Annotated in this window: 14 protein-coding genes; 11 read left to right on the forward strand and 3 right to left on the reverse strand. The window is 46.3% G+C overall.

Going from position 1 to position 17528, the window contains the following annotated elements; all coding sequences use genetic code 11:
• Positions 1–144: 144 nt before the first annotated feature.
• The 10 genes from AC07M6_RS22380 to AC07M6_RS22425 all read left to right on the forward strand — a co-directional run bounded on the left by AC07M6_RS22380 (position 145) and on the right by AC07M6_RS22425 (position 13281).
• Positions 145–738: a NuoI/complex I 23 kDa subunit family protein gene (locus AC07M6_RS22380; RefSeq protein WP_494893345.1), complete on the forward strand. Its 594-nt coding sequence runs from the start codon at positions 145–147 to the stop codon at positions 736–738.
• 20 nt (positions 739–758) lie between these two features.
• Positions 759–1277 (forward strand): NADH-quinone oxidoreductase subunit J family protein, encoded by a 519-nt coding sequence (locus AC07M6_RS22385; protein WP_494893347.1) that lies wholly within the window; start codon positions 759–761, stop codon positions 1275–1277.
• Positions 1274–1579 carry an NADH-quinone oxidoreductase subunit NuoK gene (gene nuoK, locus AC07M6_RS22390; RefSeq protein ID WP_494893349.1) on the forward strand — a complete coding sequence of 102 codons (306 nt, stop codon included), beginning with the start codon at positions 1274–1276 and terminating at the stop codon, positions 1577–1579. The genes AC07M6_RS22385 and nuoK overlap by 4 nt, the downstream gene beginning before the upstream one ends.
• A gap of 3 nt (positions 1580–1582) precedes the next feature.
• The gene (locus tag AC07M6_RS22395) at positions 1583–2104 is read left to right on the forward strand and encodes a hypothetical protein (RefSeq protein WP_494893351.1); all 522 of its coding nucleotides are present in this window, start codon (positions 1583–1585) and stop codon (positions 2102–2104) included.
• 2 nt (positions 2105–2106) lie between these two features.
• A complete protein-coding gene (locus AC07M6_RS22400) occupies positions 2107–4173 on the forward strand; it encodes an NADH-quinone oxidoreductase subunit 5 family protein (protein ID WP_494893353.1) in 2067 nt (688 codons plus the stop codon).
• A 5-nt stretch (positions 4174–4178) separates the two neighbouring features.
• Positions 4179–5783 (forward strand): complex I subunit 4 family protein, encoded by a 1605-nt coding sequence (locus AC07M6_RS22405; RefSeq protein ID WP_494893355.1) that lies wholly within the window; start codon positions 4179–4181, stop codon positions 5781–5783.
• A gap of 211 nt (positions 5784–5994) precedes the next feature.
• Positions 5995–7641 carry a DUF4139 domain-containing protein gene (locus AC07M6_RS22410; RefSeq protein WP_494893357.1) on the forward strand — a complete coding sequence of 549 codons (1647 nt, stop codon included), beginning with the start codon at positions 5995–5997 and terminating at the stop codon, positions 7639–7641.
• A gap of 6 nt (positions 7642–7647) precedes the next feature.
• The gene (locus AC07M6_RS22415) at positions 7648–9147 is read left to right on the forward strand and encodes an NADH-quinone oxidoreductase subunit N (protein WP_494893359.1); all 1500 of its coding nucleotides are present in this window, start codon (positions 7648–7650) and stop codon (positions 9145–9147) included.
• A gap of 107 nt (positions 9148–9254) precedes the next feature.
• A complete protein-coding gene (locus AC07M6_RS22420; protein ID WP_494893361.1) occupies positions 9255–10562 on the forward strand; it encodes an ammonium transporter in 1308 nt (435 codons plus the stop codon).
• A gap of 811 nt (positions 10563–11373) precedes the next feature.
• Positions 11374–13281, forward strand: a complete 1908-nt coding sequence (locus tag AC07M6_RS22425) for an amidophosphoribosyltransferase (RefSeq protein ID WP_494893363.1) — start codon at positions 11374–11376, stop codon at positions 13279–13281.
• A 122-nt stretch (positions 13282–13403) separates the two neighbouring features.
• Here the strand turns inward: AC07M6_RS22425 and AC07M6_RS22430 are convergent, their stop codons facing one another.
• Genes AC07M6_RS22430 through AC07M6_RS22440 form a run of 3 tightly spaced genes read right to left on the reverse strand, consistent with a single transcriptional unit; the run spans position 13404 to position 14912 of the window.
• Complete coding sequence (locus AC07M6_RS22430) at positions 13404–14099, reverse strand: ATP-dependent Clp protease proteolytic subunit (RefSeq protein ID WP_494893365.1); 696 nt, start codon at positions 14097–14099, stop codon at positions 13404–13406.
• 38 nt (positions 14100–14137) lie between these two features.
• The gene (locus AC07M6_RS22435; RefSeq protein WP_494893367.1) at positions 14138–14404 is read right to left on the reverse strand and encodes a hypothetical protein; all 267 of its coding nucleotides are present in this window, start codon (positions 14402–14404) and stop codon (positions 14138–14140) included.
• Complete coding sequence (locus AC07M6_RS22440) at positions 14385–14912, reverse strand: RNA polymerase sigma factor (RefSeq protein ID WP_494893369.1); 528 nt, start codon at positions 14910–14912, stop codon at positions 14385–14387. Before AC07M6_RS22440 ends, AC07M6_RS22435 begins: the two co-directional genes overlap by 20 nt.
• Before the next feature lie 123 nt (positions 14913–15035).
• On the opposite strand from AC07M6_RS22440, the gene AC07M6_RS22445 reads away from it, so the two are divergent.
• Positions 15036–17411: an MG2 domain-containing protein gene (locus tag AC07M6_RS22445; RefSeq protein ID WP_494893371.1), complete on the forward strand. Its 2376-nt coding sequence runs from the start codon at positions 15036–15038 to the stop codon at positions 17409–17411.
• Positions 17412–17528: the final 117 nt, after the last annotated feature.

Genomic DNA, 17528 nt, shown 5'->3' on the forward strand with positions numbered 1-17528 from the left:
CGGCCCCCTGAAGGGGGAGGTAATGTGCAGATGCGGGAATGTGCAGATATGCAAATGAAGGATAAAGTAGGAGAATCGGTGGAATCAATGTCGAAATCGGTGAAATCAGAATAAAAGAATCGGTGTAATCAAAAAAGTAAATCGGTGCAATCACAAAATATAATAAAAGGTATCACCACTGCATGGAAAGGCTTAGCCCTTACCATCAGGCACTTTTTTGCGCCAAACGCCAAACGCCAGGTACAAACCGTTGCCGCCGATAATTATTTTAAAAAGCTGGAAGAGGGTACCAATACCATCCAGTATCCCAAGCAAAAACTGGATGTGCCCGAAGTAGGCCGCTACCAGTTGGATGTAGAAATAGACGATTGCATTGTATGCGATCTGTGCGCCAAAATTTGCCCGGTTGATTGTATCACCATCGACAGTATTAAGGCTACGGAACTAATAGGCAATACATCAGACGGTAGTCCGAAACGTATTTATGCCGCTAAGTTTGATATCGACATGGCCAAATGCATGTACTGCGGCCTGTGCACCATTGTTTGTCCTACCGAATGTATTGTGATGACCAATCAATACGATAAAACAGTATTTGAACTAAGCGACCTGACTTACCAGTTTTCGGACATGAGCCCGGAGGATGCCGCCGAAAAACGCACCCTGCTGGAAAAACAACAGGCCGAACGTGCCGCCGCTAAACTGGCCGCTACGCAAAACAAGGAGGGCGGGGTATGATATTAGCTCTATTTTATATCATGGCTTTTATTACCATCGGCTCGGCAGTGTACGTGGCTTATAGCAAGAATTTAATGCGGTCGGTATTTATGTTTTTTATTACCCTGTTTGGCCTGGCGGGATTATATGTATTTGCCCTGGCCGATTTTGTGGCCATAACGCAGATCGTTATTTATGTGGGCGGCATCCTGGTGCTGATCCTGTTTGCCTTTATGCTATCGGGCCGGGAAACACTGGACAGGCTGAAAAACCGGCACAATAGTTTTATGGGCTTTAAAAACTGGCCCTCGCTGATATTAACCCTGTTGTTTTTTGTGGTGATGGTGTGCGTGATCATTAAAGCAGCGCCCGATCGGCTGGAGTGGATCAGCAGGTCGGTCAATATCAACAATATGTTTAACAGTACCGATACTACTACCGGCAACGTCGGCATTAACTTAATGACCCGCTACCTGCTGCCCTTCGAGGCGGTATCTGTTTTGCTGATGATGGTACTGGTTGGCGCGGCGCATTTATCAAGGAAGGAGGGCGCCGAATGATACCCTTAAGCCATTTTATGATCATTAGCGCCGTGTTGTTTTGCACAGGCCTGTATATGGTGATCAGCAAAAGCAACGCCATACAGGTATTGATAGGGATAGAACTGATATTAAACGCCGCCATATTAAACCTGGTAGCCTTTGGCCGTTATGATAAACTGGCCAACAACGGGCAGGTATTTGCTATTTTTGCCATCGTGTTAGCTGCAGCAACAACGGCTGTTGCCCTGGCTATTATACTGAATGTATACCGCAGGTATAAAACCATTGAACCGGATAAAATTGACCAATTAAAAGATTAATAAATGAAAAAACTGATCCTGATTTTACTAATCATTTGTCCGTTTTATTTATTAGCGCAAACCGGCGCTAAACTAAGCGCCAGCGACCTGCCTGCGCCTGGACCGAAAGAGCCGTTATATATACTTGATGGAAAAAAAACAGAGCGTGCAGGGATTGTAGGTGTAGTTAGTGTGGATGATATTGCCGACCTGATGGTTGTAACCACCGCAGCCGAAGCGGCCAAATATGGTGCGGATGGAGCTAATGGTGTGATCATTATTTTAACCAAAAAATTTGCCGTTGCCGCTTACCAGGAAAAATTCAGCGACTTTTCTGCTGATTTTGAAAGCTACCTCACCAGTCACGGTACCGACGATAAACAGATCATTTACCTGATAGATAATGCAGAAGTACCCAAGGATAAAATGGAAGCGTCAAAACTCTATCGCCTGCCTAAAGAAAAAATAGAAAGCGTAGTATTTATCCAGGACCAGCCCGAGGGTAGTAAAATACTGGGCAAAATTGCTATCACTACAAAAAAATAATATTGGAAAGCATCTTAGCACATCAGGATCTACAGTTAATTGGCTGCACGCTTGCTGCGGTACTGGCTCCTTTTGCGGCTTTTTTGGTGAATGCTTTAGTGTTTGATAAAGGCAGCCGGGCCAGTGGCTGGTTAAGTACCCTGGCTATTTTGATCAGTACGGTTTGCGCCGTATGGGTGTTTGCCAAAGTATGGAACAGCGGCTTGTATTACCACCAGCAGTACTTGTGGTTTACCATTGGCGATACCAAAATAGTGGCGGGCATATTGCTCAACAATCTTTCGGTTTTGATATTGCTGCTGGTAGCTGTGATTGCTTTGCCGGTGCATATTTACGGTACAGCCTATATGAAGGGCGACCCCATGTTTGGCCGTTACTTCACCTATCTCAGCTTCTTTTGTTTCAGTATGCTGGCATTGGTGGTGGTAGATAACATGATATTGCTGTACGCCTTTTGGGAACTGGTGGGTTTTTCATCGTACCTGCTTATTGGTTTCTGGAACACGCGCGATAGGGCGGTACAGGCTAATAAAAAGGCTTTTATCATGAACAGGATAGGGGATATCGGTCTGCTGGCGGCTATCATGATCCTTTTCACGCAGTTCCACACGTTTGATATTGATACCCTGTTTGGCAAAAACGGAATCGTGATACAATCGGTAATAACGGGCGGGTTGTGGACAAGTCAGGCGGGGAGCATGCCCGCGGTTTGGCAGTATGTTGCCTGCGGCGGGATCATCCTGGCGGTAGCTGCTAAATCGGCACAGTTCCCGCTGCATACCTGGCTACCCGATGCTATGGAGGGCCCAACCTCGGTTTCGGCGCTGATCCATGCGGCTACAATGGTGGCCGCCGGTGTATTTCTGTTAGGCCGGTTTTATCCCTTCTTCAACACTGCTGAGTTAAACGTGCTGGCCATTATGGGTTGTTTTACGGCTTTTATGGCGGCTACCATCGCGCTTACGCAAAACGATCTGAAACGGATACTGGCTTACTCTACTATATCGCAGCTGGGTTTTATGGTGATGGCGATGGGCATCGGCGCTTACGGTTCGTCGCTGTTCCATTTGGTGACGCATGCGTTTTTTAAATGCCTGTTGTTCCTTTCGGCCGGTATCATCATCCACGAGATGCAGCACCTGAAAGATGAGTATCAACTGGATATCGATCCGCAAAATATTCTTTACATGGGGGGGCTGCGTAAAAAACTGCCGCTTACTTTTGTGGTTTGCATTATTGCCGCGCTGGCGCTGGTAGGCATACCGTTAACATCAGGATATTTATCAAAAGACGGTATCCTGGTGCAGGCCTTTGAATGGGCAGAAGGCAAAAATTGGATGTATTATATTGTTCCGGTTACTGCCTTATTAAGTGGCGTATTAACCGCGTTTTATGTAGCCCGAATGATCTTTCGCGTATTTTTCGGTGAGTTTGAGCAGGAGCGCATCAATACCCACATCAAAGCCCACTTTACCGATGGCGGCCTGGCATATAAAATTCCGCTGGTGTTTTTGGCTGTCTGTTGCCTGTTCCCCGTATTTTGTTTAAACCCGTTTTTTTACGAAGAAGCCTGGGTATTGAAGGGACTGGTACCTGTAGATCATTTAGGCCGCATTAATAGGTACCACACCATTATCCCGGTAGGGGTAACGCTGCTCAGTATATTTGTCATTTATTGGGCGTATAGTATCTACGTATCGCAAAAGCGGGCTTTGTTCCCGCAACATACCTTCCTGTTTAAACTATCGTATAACGAGTGGTATATCGATACCTTTTATAAGCGCTATATTGCCGATGGCGTACTGGCTTTAGGCAATGGCTTGTTTTGGTTTGATAAAAACATCATTGATGGATTTATCCATTTGTTAGAGAAGATAACCCTGTCGCTGGCATCCTTAACCAAATGGCTGGATAAGTATATCGTCGATGGCTTTTTGCACGGACTGGCTGCTTTAGTGGTAGCTATCAGCAATTTTGCGCGGGGTTTTCAAACCGGCAGGGTGCAGTACTATTTGTTTAGCATGCTGGCCGTAATACTGGCTTTATTTATTTATAAAATACTGATCTGAACCTGATGAATATATTAACCATCCTGATATTTATACCTGTGCTGTTTGCCCTGCTGATCTGGGTGATGCCATCGGCGTGGAGGGGCAGTTTTAAGTTTTTGACGCTGGCGGCAACGCTCATCCAGTTAGGCCTGGCCGTTTGGATCTATTTCCATTTTAAAACAGGTGCCCAATTTGGCGGCATTAATAACGAGGGCCAGTACCAGTTTGTACAAAAACTCCCATGGATTAACCTGAGCCTTGGCGGCGATACCAAAATGCAGATCGACTATTTTGTGGGGATTGATGGTATCTCGGTAGCCATGCTGGTGATGACATCGCTGGTGATGGTGATAGCGGCGCTGTCATCGTGGGAGATTAAAAGCAACCTGAAAGGCTTTTTTGTGCTGTTTTTGATACTGGATATGGCGGTTATCGGCGTATTCTGTTCGCTGGATTTCTTCCTGTTCTATTTGTTTTACGAACTGATGTTGTTGCCGCTTTATTTCCTGATTGGCATGTGGGGCGGGGCACGGCGCGAGTACGCGGCTATCAAATTTTTCCTGTATACACTGTTCGGTTCGGTGTTTATGCTGCTGGTGATGATAGGTCTGTACCTATCGGTTAAAGACCCGGTGACAGGTCATCACACCTTTAATATGATCACCATGATGAACCCGGCAAACTATATCCCGGGCTCCATCTTCGATACGGTGAACCAATATACCCTGTTCGGCATCCATGCACGTACGCTTGGGTTTATCATACTGTTTATCGCCTTTGCTATTAAGGTGCCGGTAGTGCCATTGCACACCTGGCTGCCCGATGCCCACGTGGAGGCGCCCACGCCGGTATCTATTATCCTGGCCGGCATCCTGTTGAAGATTGGCGGGTATGGTATCATCCGTATCTGCACGGGCATCTTCCCCGATATTGCCGTCTCTGGCGCGTTTTGGCTGGGCTTGTTAGGTGTGATCTCCATTATTTACGGCGCGCTGAATGCTTTGGCACAGCGCGATCTGAAACGGATGATCGCCTATTCATCCGTATCGCACATGGGTTTCGTGTTGTTAGGCATCGCATCGCAAACGCCTGAAGGTATCGCCGGCGCGATGATGCAAATGGTAAGTCACGGCTTTTTATCGGCTATGCTGTTCTTTTTAGTGGGCGTCATCTACAACCGTGTGCACGATAGGGATATCTACAATTTCCGTGGCTTAAGTACGCTGATGCCGCGCTATACGGTTTATGTGATGATCGCGTTTTTCGCCTCATTGGGCCTGCCCGGCTTCTCGGCTTTTGTGGCCGAGGCATTCTCGCTGGCGGGTGCCTTTAAATCGTTTACATTTAATGGGCTATTGCCCCAGTGGATGGCCGTTTGTGGCGTGATTGGCATTTTGTTAAGCGCCGCTTACTTTTTATGGACGCTGCAGCGGATGTTTTTCGGCAAGGAATTATTGAAAGGCGGCGAAACCTGGCAACTGGCTTTGGTTGATCTGAACTTCCGTGAAACCATTACCCTGCTGCCCCTGGCCTTGTTAACTTTAGGTCTGGGTATAATGCCATCGGTAGTGTTCGATAAGATCAACGATTCGGTATTGGCGCTGGTGCATTTTGTGCATGGAGGATAAACTGACGGAGAGGGGATGTCACCCTGAGCCTGTCGAAGGGTGCGTGCGACGGCCTGCCCACCATGCTTCGACAGGCTCAGCATGACACCCTGCTTCAAAAGAGGGGGTGAAAATAATTTATGGAAAAATATCTGGCGATGCATCTTGTAATTAAAAACCGGCAAAAAGCTGGCTTAAAAACAAGATTGTATCACTTCATATTTCAACCATCATGCTTAACAGATTATTAATGGCGGCCCTTATTTTATTTTTATCAGCGCAAGCAAAAGCCGACGACAACCAAAAAGTGAGTTCGAAGATCAATAAGGTAACTATATTTTTAAGCGGCGGACAAGTAACACGTACCGCAACTGCCGGTATTAAGCCGGGCACCACTACTTTGGTGTTTGATCATATTGCGCCCGATATAGACGCGCAAAGCATCCAGGTGCAGGGTACGGGCGATTTTACCATCCTATCGGTAACCCCCGAAACCAATGTGGCAAAAGAACAGACCAAACAAAAGCTGATTGACGAGTTAATGCTGCAGCAAAAAAGCATCAGGGACAAAATAGCGCTTCAAAACGATATGATGAATATCTACCTGGAAGAGGAAAGGCTGCTAAAAGATCAACTGACGGCCAAGCCCGATAACAGTACGGTAGATATTGCCAAACTGAAACTGGCGCTTGATTTTCAAACCGCCCGCTTAACCGAAATTAAAAAGAACGAAATGGCGGTTACCCGCCAGGTAGAGGAACTAAATACCGAACTGCAAAAGATAAATACCCAATTGACAACCGCGCAAAGCGCCGGTATAAAAACCAGCAGCAATATATTGGTGACTGTATCTGCTACAGTAAGTACAGTTGCCCAGTTTACGCTGAGCTACCGGATCTATCATACCCGTTGGGTACCTGTTTACGATATCCGTGCTAAAGATGTAAAAAGCCCCATCACCATAGTTTATAAGGCACAGGTTTACCAGCAAACCGGCGAGGACTGGAAAGATGTAAAACTGACCCTATCCACAGGTAACCCAAGTGTTAATGCCAGCAAACCCGATCTGTCGCCATATTATTTAAATATCGCGCAGCCTGTTTATGATAAGCGATACAAATCGGAGAATGCACTAAATGAAGTAGTGCTTGGATATGGTGAAATGAATAAGGCTTTAAAGGGTAAAATTTCCGGCGTATCTGTCAGAGGAGCGCCGGGAGCGGCAGCATCCGTTGAATCTATCCCCATGGCCGTTGCCCAAAACGAAAACCAAACCGCTGTAGAGTTTAATATTAGTGTCCCATTTTCTGTAGCGGCCGATGGCAAGCAGGCTACGGTAGAAATGAATCAGGTAGAGCTGCCCGCTAAATACACGTATTATGTAGCGCCTAAAATTAATACCAACGTATTTTTAACCGCCCAGGTAACCGACTGGAATAAATACAATTTTTTACCCGGCGATATTAACCTGTTTTTTGAGGGTACCTACATTGGTAAATCGTACCTGGACAGCCATACGGCTAACGATACTTTAAATCTTTCGCTGGGTACGGATAAAAATATTGTGGTAACCCGTACCTTGCAAAAGAATTTAACCGGGAAGCAGGGGATCGCATCAAACAAAAAAGAAACCCGCGACTGGCTGATTGAGGTGAAGAACAGGAAATCGCAGGCTGTGAATTTACTGGTGGAAGACCAGATCCCCGTATCTGAAAATACAGATATTGTGGTGGAGGCAAAGGAATTATCGGGCGGTAAGCTTGATCCTAAAACCGGCTTAATAGCCTGGAACTTTGCCCTGGCGCCGCTGGATAATAAAAAGGCCGCGTTAAGTTACCAGGTACGCTTCCCCAAAAATCAACCCGTTATAGTACAATAAAATTAAATGCACGAATTACTGCCTTACATATCCTTACAATTAGACAATGCCCTTGGCAGCGTAAAATACTTTATGCCCGAAGTTTATTTGGGCATATTGTTTTTGCTGGTGCTGATAACGGGTTTGGTGTACACCAAAAACGCGGCCGCTATGTGCCGTATCATATCCGTGTTAGGGATGGTGTTTGTGATAGCGCAGGACGTAATTCAATGCTATATGCCGGTAAACGAGGTGAGGCCCTTATTTAGCGGGATGCTGTTACTGCAGCATACGCCGGTAGTATTTAAGCTGGTGATAGATGTGATCAGCGTATTGCTGCTGTTTTACTTTGCCTGGGATAAGCAACTGCGGGCGCATAAAAAAGGCCTGGCCGATCTGTATGCCATTACCATCGCTTCTATTTTAGGTTTGCACCTGATGGTGATGTCGGTTAATTTACTGTCGATATACCTGTCGGTAGAGTTTGTTTCGCTGGCATCGTACCTGATGGTGGCCTACAAATCCGAGCAGGGCTTTAGCGCCGGGGCAGGCTTAAAATATGTGCTGTTCGGCGCGGCATCATCGGCGGTAATGTTGTACGGCATCTCGTTATTATATGCATTCACCGGTTTTACAGATGTGTTTGCCGCGCCTTTTGTAGAAGGTTTAGCCAAAGTAAACCCGCTGAGCGTATCCTTCGCGCTGGTACTCTTTTTTGCAGGCCTGGGCTTTAAATTATCGTTTGTGCCCATGCACTTTTGGGTGCCCGATGTTTACCAGGGCGCGGCTACCCCGGTTACGGCCTGGTTATCAACCCTGCCAAAAATTGCCGCCTTTGCCTTGCTGGTTAACCTCATTAAACCATTTATATTTACCGGCACCTGGACAGGCTTCGATTTCAGGCTGTTCCTTTCGGTGATCGGTTTGGTAACTATGATAGCCGGTAACTTTGCGGCGGTGATGCAAAAGAATATTAAACGCATGCTGGCCTATTCCAGCATCGGGCATACCGGGTTCGCCTTAATGGCGGTGGTTTGTTTTAGCGAGGATGGTGTAAAAGCGCTGATATTTTACCTGGCCGTATACGCTGTAGCCAATATCGGCGCGCTGATGCTGGCATCGTACTTCACCAATATTACCGGCGCCGAAAACGTGGATGATTACAAAGGCCTGGGCTTTAAGCTGCCCGCGGCTTCGGTATGTTTTGTCATTATCCTCATCTCGCTTACCGGTTTGCCCATAACCGCAGGCTTCATTGGTAAGGTGCTGATCTTCCAATCGGCCTACCAGGTTTACCAGCAAGATCATAATATCCTGTTTATGCTGCTGATGGGTACGGGGGCATTAACCACCGTAGTAGCGTTGTTTTACTATATCAAGATCCCGCTTTACCTGTTCCTGCGCAAGGCCGACGATAATCACGAGTATGTGGTAACCAGCCAAAGCCTGCTGGTAGCAGCTTTTATCATCTCCTTTCTGCTGGTATTTATCGGGGTGTTCCCCGATTACCTTGCGCGGTATTTATAATATTTTAAATGTTTCTGTCTGTATTTTTAAAAAATGAATAAAATGTTATTCGTTTTTTAAAAATATTGCTAATTTGCGCACCTCAAATTCTATTAAGCCTATATACAATGAAGCGTTTTATTCCTATCGGTCTGATACTGGTTATCCTGGTATTATCTTTTATTTTCCCAGGCATTGATGTCCACAATTCGGATAAATCAACGGTAAATGCGGCCGATACCGCCTGGATGCTGACCGCTACCGCGCTGGTACTGATCATGACACCCGGACTGGCCTTTTTTTACGGCGGTATGGTGAATAAAAAGAACGTGATATCAACCATGCTGCAAAGCATTATCTGTATGGTGATTGTAACCGTAATGTGGGTAGTGTTTGGTTTTAGCCTGGCCTTTGGCGATAGCATTGGCGGCTTTATAGGCAACCCAAAAACCTTTTTTATGCTGAAGGGCATGCTGGGCAATAATACCTGGCGCATGGCACCAACCATCCCAATTTTGCTTTTTGCCATGTATCAGTTAAAGTTTGCGATCATCACCCCGGCGCTGATCACAGGTGCCTTTGCCGAGCGGATCAACTTTAAATCGTACGTCATATTTTTGTGCCTGTTCTCGGTATTCATATTCTCGCCATTAGCGCATTGCACCTGGCATCCGGATGGCTTTTTAGCTAAACTGGGCGTACTGGATTTTGCCGGCGGAACGGTAGTGCACATGTCGGCAGGCTGGGCGGCTTTAGCATCGGCCTTATACCTCAAAAAACGTAACGAACGCACACATACCCCGGCCCGTATTACTTATGTAATGATCGGCACCGGCCTGCTGTGGTTTGGTTGGTTTGGTTTTAACGCGGGTTCGGCCTTTGGGGCTAATCCTTTAGCGGTTACGGCTTTGGCAACCAGCATGGCAGCATCGGCAGCAGCCGGCATTACCTGGATCTTTTTTGATACCGTGCGCGGCCGCAAGCCATCGGCTATGGGTACCTGTATTGGCGCCGTAGTTGGCCTGGTAGCTATTACCCCTGCGGCAGGCTTTGTATCGGTGCCGCACTCGCTGGCTATCGGTATTATCTCGGCTATAGTAAGTAACCTGGTGGTAGAGTGGCGCACACGCACTACTATTGATGATACACTGGATGTTTTCCCTTGCCACGGCGTAGGCGGTATGGTGGGGATGCTGCTGACCGGCGTATTTGCCCATAAAAACATTAATGCTGCCAATGTCACCGGTAACGGCCTGTTCTTTGGCGAAACGCATTTGTTTTTGGTACAGCTGGTGGCGCTGATAGGTGTATCCATCTTCGCGTTCTTTGGCTCGCTGTTACTGTTAAAGATCACCGATATGATCCAACCGCTAAGGGTAACCACCGAAGAGGAAACCCTGGGACTGGATCTGTCGCAGCATGGGGAGAAGTTGTAGGTCTGAACCGGGATTTTTTGAGATTTAAGGATTGACAGGATAATTAAACGTGTTTTCGCAGGGTCTCTCGGGAGAGGACCTTGCGAAAACATGCAAAGCGGATATGCCTATCGGACCTTCATACTTACGCACGGTCCTCTCCAGAGGCCCTGCGAGGACGAAAAACCAAAACCTATTATTTAAGCTAAAGGGGCATCGCCCCGGTTCATATTTTAGCAACTGATTTCAATCCGTTGATTAATGGAATAGTTTATGGGAGAGCCGTAGGTTCGGGCCATATCATTATCGTTACTATATTCGACAGGATATTTGCCGTTCCCATGGAACTCCTGTTGGTTTTATACATTAATCAACGGGTTAAAACCCGTTGCTACAAGATATTTCGTCCGCTATGCGGACTTGCTAACAGTATTTATAGCAAATTTTGTGGGTTAACTTAAATCTCCGAGAGACCCTGCGGGGACGAAAACATCTCTGCGAGATTCTAACATCTTGGGTTAACATAATTTGACATTAAATAATTGATTATCAATTATTTAATGTTTTTATAGTCTGAATCATGTTAAGTTGTGTTAACCCGGTTTTTGATAAAATTGTACAGTAATTGGCCATAGGGTAAAAATCACGCATTCATAGGCCTGTTCAACATAAACAATCATCACCCATTCATTCAACAAATCCAGCATAACATTAAGCGCTGACAGCACATATTGTATTTTTTACACACTGTTGCTCTTTTAATGCTTTTTAATGACAATAGTATTCTAAAAGTTAAGCTGATTATTTTAACTTTGCGGGCTCAATACCAATCATGAGCGATCAGATTAAGCATGAATGCGGAGTGGCTTTTATACGTCTGCTAAAGCCACTATCATATTACCAAAAAAAATACGGAACAGCACTGTACGGCATCAACAAACTGTACCTGCTAATGGAGAAACAGCATAACCGCGGGCAGGATGGCGCGGGGGTTGCCACCATTAAGCTGGACATTGCGCCGGGCAAACGCTATATCAGCCGCCATCGCAGTATGGCGCCCAGCGCGGTAGCCGATATCTTTGAGTATATCCAAAAGAAATTTGCCGATATCCAAAAGGAAACGCCCGAAAAAATGCAGGATGCCGAGTGGCTGAAGGAAAACGTAAGCTTTACCGGCGAGGTTTTATTAGGGCACCTGCGTTATGGTACCCACGGTAAAAACTCTATTGAAAGCTGTCACCCTTTCCTGCGTCAAAACAACTGGCAAACCCGTAACCTGGTTATTGCCGGTAACTTCAACATGACTAATGTTGACGAGTTGCTGCAACAGTTATACGATTTGGGCCAGCACCCTAAAGAGAAAGCCGATACCGTTACCGTACTGGAAAAGATAGGCCACTTTTTGGATACCGAAAACCAGGGCCTGTTCGATCAGTACAAGCGCGAGGGTATGGACGATAACATGGAGATCAGTAAAATGATCGCCACGGATCTGGACGTGGCCAAGATCCTGAAAAAATCGGCCAAGAGCTGGGATGGCGGTTATACTATTGCCGGTATTTTGGGTCATGGCGATGCCTTTGTGATGCGCGACCCGGTTGGGATCCGCCCGGCCTATTACTATTATAACGATGAAATTGTAGTGGCCGCTTCCGAGCGCCCTGCCATACAAACCGCCTTTAATGTGGCGATTGAGGATATTCGCGAGATACAGCCCGGCCATGCTTTGATCGTAAAGAAAGACGGCCGCATCAGCGAAGATATGTTTAGCGAACCGCTGGAAAAGAAAGCCTGCTCGTTCGAACGGATCTATTTTTCGCGCGGAAGCGATGCCTCTATTTACCGCGAACGTAAACAGTTAGGCAGGTTGCTTTGTCCGCAGATACTGGAAGCGGTTGACCACGATATCAAGAATACCGTATTCTCCTTTATACCTAACACCGCCGAGGTAGCTTACTATGGCATGGTAGAAGGGGTGCACAAATACATTAAAAAATACCAGCGCGATCAGTTACTGAACCGTGCAGACAAGATCACCGATGAGGAACTGACCGAAGTACTGGCCATTGCCCCCCGTGTAGAAAAACTGGCTATTAAGGACGTGAAGCTGCGCACCTTTATTACCAACGACGCCGACCGCGGCGAGATGGTAGCACACGTATACGATACCACATACGGCGTAATTAAAAGCGGTACCGATACACTGGTAGCACTGGATGATTCGATAGTACGCGGTACTACATTGAAGCAAAGTATATTGAAGATCCTGGACAGGTTAGGTCCGAAAAAAATAGTAGTGGTATCATCAGCCCCGCAAATCCGTTATCCGGATTGCTACGGTATTGATATGAGCCGTATGGGCGAGTTTGTGGCCTTTGAAGCAGCGGTTAGCCTGCTGAAAGAAACAGGTAAGGAAAACGTGCTGACCGAAGTTTACCAGAAATGTAAGGACAGCCTGGCCCTGCCAAAAGAAAAAGTACAAAACTACGTAAAGGCGATATACGAGCCATTTACCGATCAGGAAATATCAGATCGTATAGCGGAGATCATTACCCCTAAGGGTACCAAAGCCGAAGTAAAGGTATTATACCAAACGCTGGATAACCTGCACATTGCCTGCCCCGATCACCTGGGCGACTGGTATTTCAGCGGCAATTACCCAACCCCGGGCGGCAACAAAATTGTTAACCGCGCCTATGTAAATTGGATGGAGGGTAAGAACCAAAGAGCTTATATGTAGTCGTTGCCAGAGATTAGTTAATCAGTGATTAGAGATTAGTCTTTATGTTATCGATAGCGATGGGTTTCAAACCCATCGCTATTTTTGTTTAACCTAATCTCTGATTAACTAATCTCTAATCACTAACCCGCAGGGCGCATCAACACCTCATCAATTATCCCAAACTCCTGCGCTTCGGCAGCTGTCATCCAATAGTCCCTGTCGGATGCGTGGTGCACTTCCTCGTAACTGCGGCCGCTGTGTTCGGAAACAATCGTGTACAATTCCTTTTGGATTTTAAGTATTTGACGGGTCGTTATTTCAATATCCGACGCCGGTCCCTGTGCGCCGCCCGAGGGTTGATGGAGCATGATACGCGAGTGCTTTAAGGCCGAACGTTTACCGGCCGCGCCGCCGCATAATAGGATGGCGCCCATGGATAGTGCCACTCCGGTACAAATGGTGGCCACATCGGGTTCAATAAAGTGCATGGTATCGTAAATACCCAGGCCGGCATACACCGAGCCGCCAGGCGAGTTGACATACATCTGGATATCCTTTTTGTTATCGGTTGATTGCAGGAACAGTAATTGCGCCTGGATAATGTTGGCCATGTGGTCATCAACGGCAGTGCCCATAAAGATGATCCGGTCAATCATCAGGCGCGAGAATACGTCCATTTGGGATACGCGCATCTCACGTTCTTCGGTGATGTAGGGTGTCATGGACATACGGGGGACAGCCGTCTCCACATCGGCGATATAACGGTCGACCGCGAAAGTTTTGACATGACAATGCCCCACCGCATATTTGCGGAATTCATTTTTGTTGATATTCATAAATTGTTGGTTAAGCGGGCAATAATCCCGCAAGGTGATTACTTAAATAACGCCATGATCTTTTGGCGAAAGGTTGAATACTGAGGTTCGGTAAATAATTGCTGATGCACAGCCTCTAACTCTGCTTTTAACTTGCGGCGGCCGTACTGATGGATTATCGCGTAAGCTTCTTTTTGCAAACTTACTTCACGGGCAAGGTTGGGGTCGACGATCATCCGTGCCTCAAATACCAGTGCATCGCCCGTATCTGCTGTACGTAGCACAAAGCCCTCTATCTCCTGTAGCTTATTCAACGAAGTCATCATAAGTCAGCGATTTACTTTTAACGGTTTCCCGTACTTTCTCTAAACATTTAAACTTTTGCACGGTAGCCGAGCGCTCGCCCGAAAAGCCGAACGATTGGGCGATCTCCGCCATCGATAGCTTATCGTAATAAAAACTCTTCAGCAAGTCCAGGCATTTTTGGCCGGTGCTTTCCAGGTAATGCAGGATTTTGTTGGTTAAGGGCTGCTGCTCTTCAGGGTTTATCAGATCAGCCATATTGCCTGCTTCGTCAAGCGGGATATAGCGGCTGTTGGCCTCGTAACTTTTTAGCCATAGGTGTTTAGCTATCCCTATTAAATAAGCCTTTTCATTACGCAGGGTTTCTCCGGCAGTAATTGACCGCTCGTAGTAAATAATCAATGCATCCTGGAAAACATCCTTAGCTTCATCGAGTGAGCCACCCCGGCGACTTACATAACTTGCCACCACCGGGAAAACAGATTGATATAGCCGGATAAAAAGTTCTTCAGTATAGATTTGATGTTCCATCAGTATGATCTTTAATACTAAGTGCGATAATTGAATCACATATCACCCCCAAAAGCAAAAAAAAGCTGACAGACCAAAATTACATTTTTAAATTTTACATTTGGATATATCCAATTATCAGTAATGCCTAAGTTTTATCTGTATCTCTGCCTCTTGTCGTTTTTTTGTTTAGTAGCGCGGGCACAACAGGCTGAAACCTCTATTCCCATCTTTTTTGAAAAGGCATACCTGCATACAGATCGTGATATATACACCCAGGGCGAAGATATTTGGTTTAAAGCCTACATCGTAAACGCGCAGGCTAACGAACTGATTAATTACAGTCATAATTTATACATCGACCTGATTGGGCCAAACACAAAAGTCGTCGCGCGCCGCCTGATCCGTTTAGATGGGGGATTAGGCAACGGTGATTTTAAACTCGCGGATACCGTGGCATTGGGGACCTACCGTATCAGGGCTTATACCAACTGGATGCGCAATTTTGGCGATCAGTTTATTTTTGAGAAAACCATCAACATATTGAGCAATGGCTCATTTAAGCCCATTGCTGTGGTTGCCCGCAATTCAAATAACGTACCGGCTAAACCTAATGGTTCGGTAAAAGCGGACATAATAGGCAGTCCACAGGTGCGGTTTTTCCCCGAAGGAGGTTCGATGGTTAACGGGGTAACATCGGTAATTGCAGTAAAGGCCGAAGATGAAAATGGTAACGGAATAGCTGCGAGCGGTGAAGTTGTGAATACCCGGGAAGAAACTATTGCCAAATTTATGTGTGATTCATTAGGGATGGGCAGTTTCCTGTTGCAGCCAGTAGCCGGCCAGCAGTACAAGGCCATCGTAATGATAAAAGCCCGGCGCACGGAATTTAAATTACCCCAAGCCTATGCTACCGGGTTTAATATGACTGTAAAGCTTGAAAAGCCATTGGTAAACATTATTATAGATTGTAACGAATTTACCATCAGGAAAGAAGTTGGGCGTTCGGTTTACATTATTGCCAGGCACGCGGGTAAAGCCTATTACCGGTCGGCCGCGGTGTTAAACAGTACGCGTACAGTTGTTACCATACAGGATGACGTTTTGCCCGAAGGTGTAACCTGCATTACCGTAATGGATGAGCAAAATAAACCCTTGTGCGAACGCCTGATATATATCCACCACCTGGGCGATGTGCAGTTGGCAGTAAGTCCGGATAAACCTCAATATCAGCCAAAAGAAAAAATAACCCTAAAAATAAAACTGAATAGAAATGAAGTAGCCAATCTCTCGCTCGCGGCGGTTAACGAGGGGATGGTTCCGGTGCCGGCGGGAAATATTTTGACTTATCTTAACCTGCAATCGGAGGTTAAAGGGCGCATTGCACAGCCCGGGAGATATTTTGATACGACTAATACCAACCGTTTTAAGCAACTGGACCTGTTGCTGCTTACCCAGGGCTGGCGCGATTTTGTGTGGAAAAGAATAGCCGACACCACTTTAAATATAACTTACGATGCAGAGCAGGGCATTACGCTTACGGGCATGGTGCGGGCGGTTGGCCGTAATAAACCTTTGCCTAATATCCATATCGCAGTGCATGCGCCTAACGCGGTTGAAAAGTTTTTTGAAGCCCGGACGGACTCGGCAGGGAAGTTTGCTATTTATGGCACGCACTTTTATGGCTATCAATACTTCTTTTTTAACGCCCGCGATTACACTAAAAAAGCAGGGAAAAGCGATAGCGGCGGTTGGCTAAAAGTGGATTCATTAGTGCGGGATACCTTGCCTGTCAGGCCTGCAAAGCAATTTGCGGCAGATACATTACCATCCATAGCCGAGGCTTTACTAAAGCTGAAGATACCGAAAGACCGGCAGTTGCAGGAAGTGCAGATCAAGGCCAAAGCATCTACCAAATTTCCATCGCAGGTACATAACATCACTTTAGCCGAACAAAAGGAATATAGTACCATCAGAGAATATCTGCTGGCTAATATACCCGGCTCGCACATGGTGGTTGTTGATGATCAATTGATTTTAGCTGACGGGAATATTCCCTGGAACCGCATTAGCGTATCACCCCATTATGCCGATGGATCAAAAATAAACAAGTCGACCCTGCGATTTGTTGACCCTGCCGACCTGACTATCAATAAGGCCATCAGCATTACTATCAATAAGTATGTAACCATGAAAGGTTTTATTACATACAGCGCTATACTAAAACTGCGCCCCAATGTTTTAGAAACCGCTGATTATTTTGATGATACGATGGCCGATATGGTAGGTTATAACCGGGCAAGGATTTTCTATTCGCCAAAGTTTGATAACCCGGATGAACGGATTGATCAGCGCACCAATACCATCCACTGGCAGCCAAATATAGTTACCGATAATAATGGCGAAGCAACCGTTAGCTTCTATAATACCGTGCAAACGGGCAAGATTAAGGTAGTGGTGCAGGGGGTTACCCACAGCGGCGTGCCCGTGGTTTCGAATACGGTGTATAGCGTAAAATGATGTACTTCGATTTAAGTCGCCCTCTAAAAATGTCATTTCGAACGTAGTGAGAAATCTTATACGGCTTGCTTGTCGCCCGTATAAGATTTCTCCTCACCCCCTTACACTACCCCTTCA

It is taken from the genome of Mucilaginibacter sp. GW821-FHT07H05 (assembly GCF_059418485.1).

What these genes read in the sequence shown, in the direction of transcription:
- AC07M6_RS22385 (WP_494893347.1), top strand. Translation starts at nt 759, where the DNA reads ATGGCTTTTATTACCATCGGCTCGGCAGTGTACGTGGCTTATAGCAAG.
- nuoK (WP_494893349.1), top strand. Translation starts at nt 1,274, where the DNA reads ATGATACCCTTAAGCCATTTTATGATCATTAGCGCCGTGTTGTTTTGC.
- AC07M6_RS22395 (WP_494893351.1), top strand. Translation starts at nt 1,583, where the DNA reads ATGAAAAAACTGATCCTGATTTTACTAATCATTTGTCCGTTTTATTTA.
- AC07M6_RS22405 (WP_494893355.1), top strand. Translation starts at nt 4,179, where the DNA reads ATGAATATATTAACCATCCTGATATTTATACCTGTGCTGTTTGCCCTG.
- AC07M6_RS22410 (WP_494893357.1), top strand. Translation starts at nt 5,995, where the DNA reads ATGCTTAACAGATTATTAATGGCGGCCCTTATTTTATTTTTATCAGCG.
- AC07M6_RS22415 (WP_494893359.1), top strand. Translation starts at nt 7,648, where the DNA reads ATGCACGAATTACTGCCTTACATATCCTTACAATTAGACAATGCCCTT.
- AC07M6_RS22420 (WP_494893361.1), top strand. Translation starts at nt 9,255, where the DNA reads ATGAAGCGTTTTATTCCTATCGGTCTGATACTGGTTATCCTGGTATTA.
- AC07M6_RS22425 (WP_494893363.1), top strand. Translation starts at nt 11,374, where the DNA reads ATGAGCGATCAGATTAAGCATGAATGCGGAGTGGCTTTTATACGTCTG.
- AC07M6_RS22430 (WP_494893365.1), bottom strand. Translation starts at nt 14,099, where the DNA reads ATGAATATCAACAAAAATGAATTCCGCAAATATGCGGTGGGGCATTGT.
- AC07M6_RS22435 (WP_494893367.1), bottom strand. Translation starts at nt 14,404, where the DNA reads ATGATGACTTCGTTGAATAAGCTACAGGAGATAGAGGGCTTTGTGCTA.
- AC07M6_RS22440 (WP_494893369.1), bottom strand. Translation starts at nt 14,912, where the DNA reads ATGGAACATCAAATCTATACTGAAGAACTTTTTATCCGGCTATATCAA.
- AC07M6_RS22445 (WP_494893371.1), top strand. Translation starts at nt 15,036, where the DNA reads ATGCCTAAGTTTTATCTGTATCTCTGCCTCTTGTCGTTTTTTTGTTTA.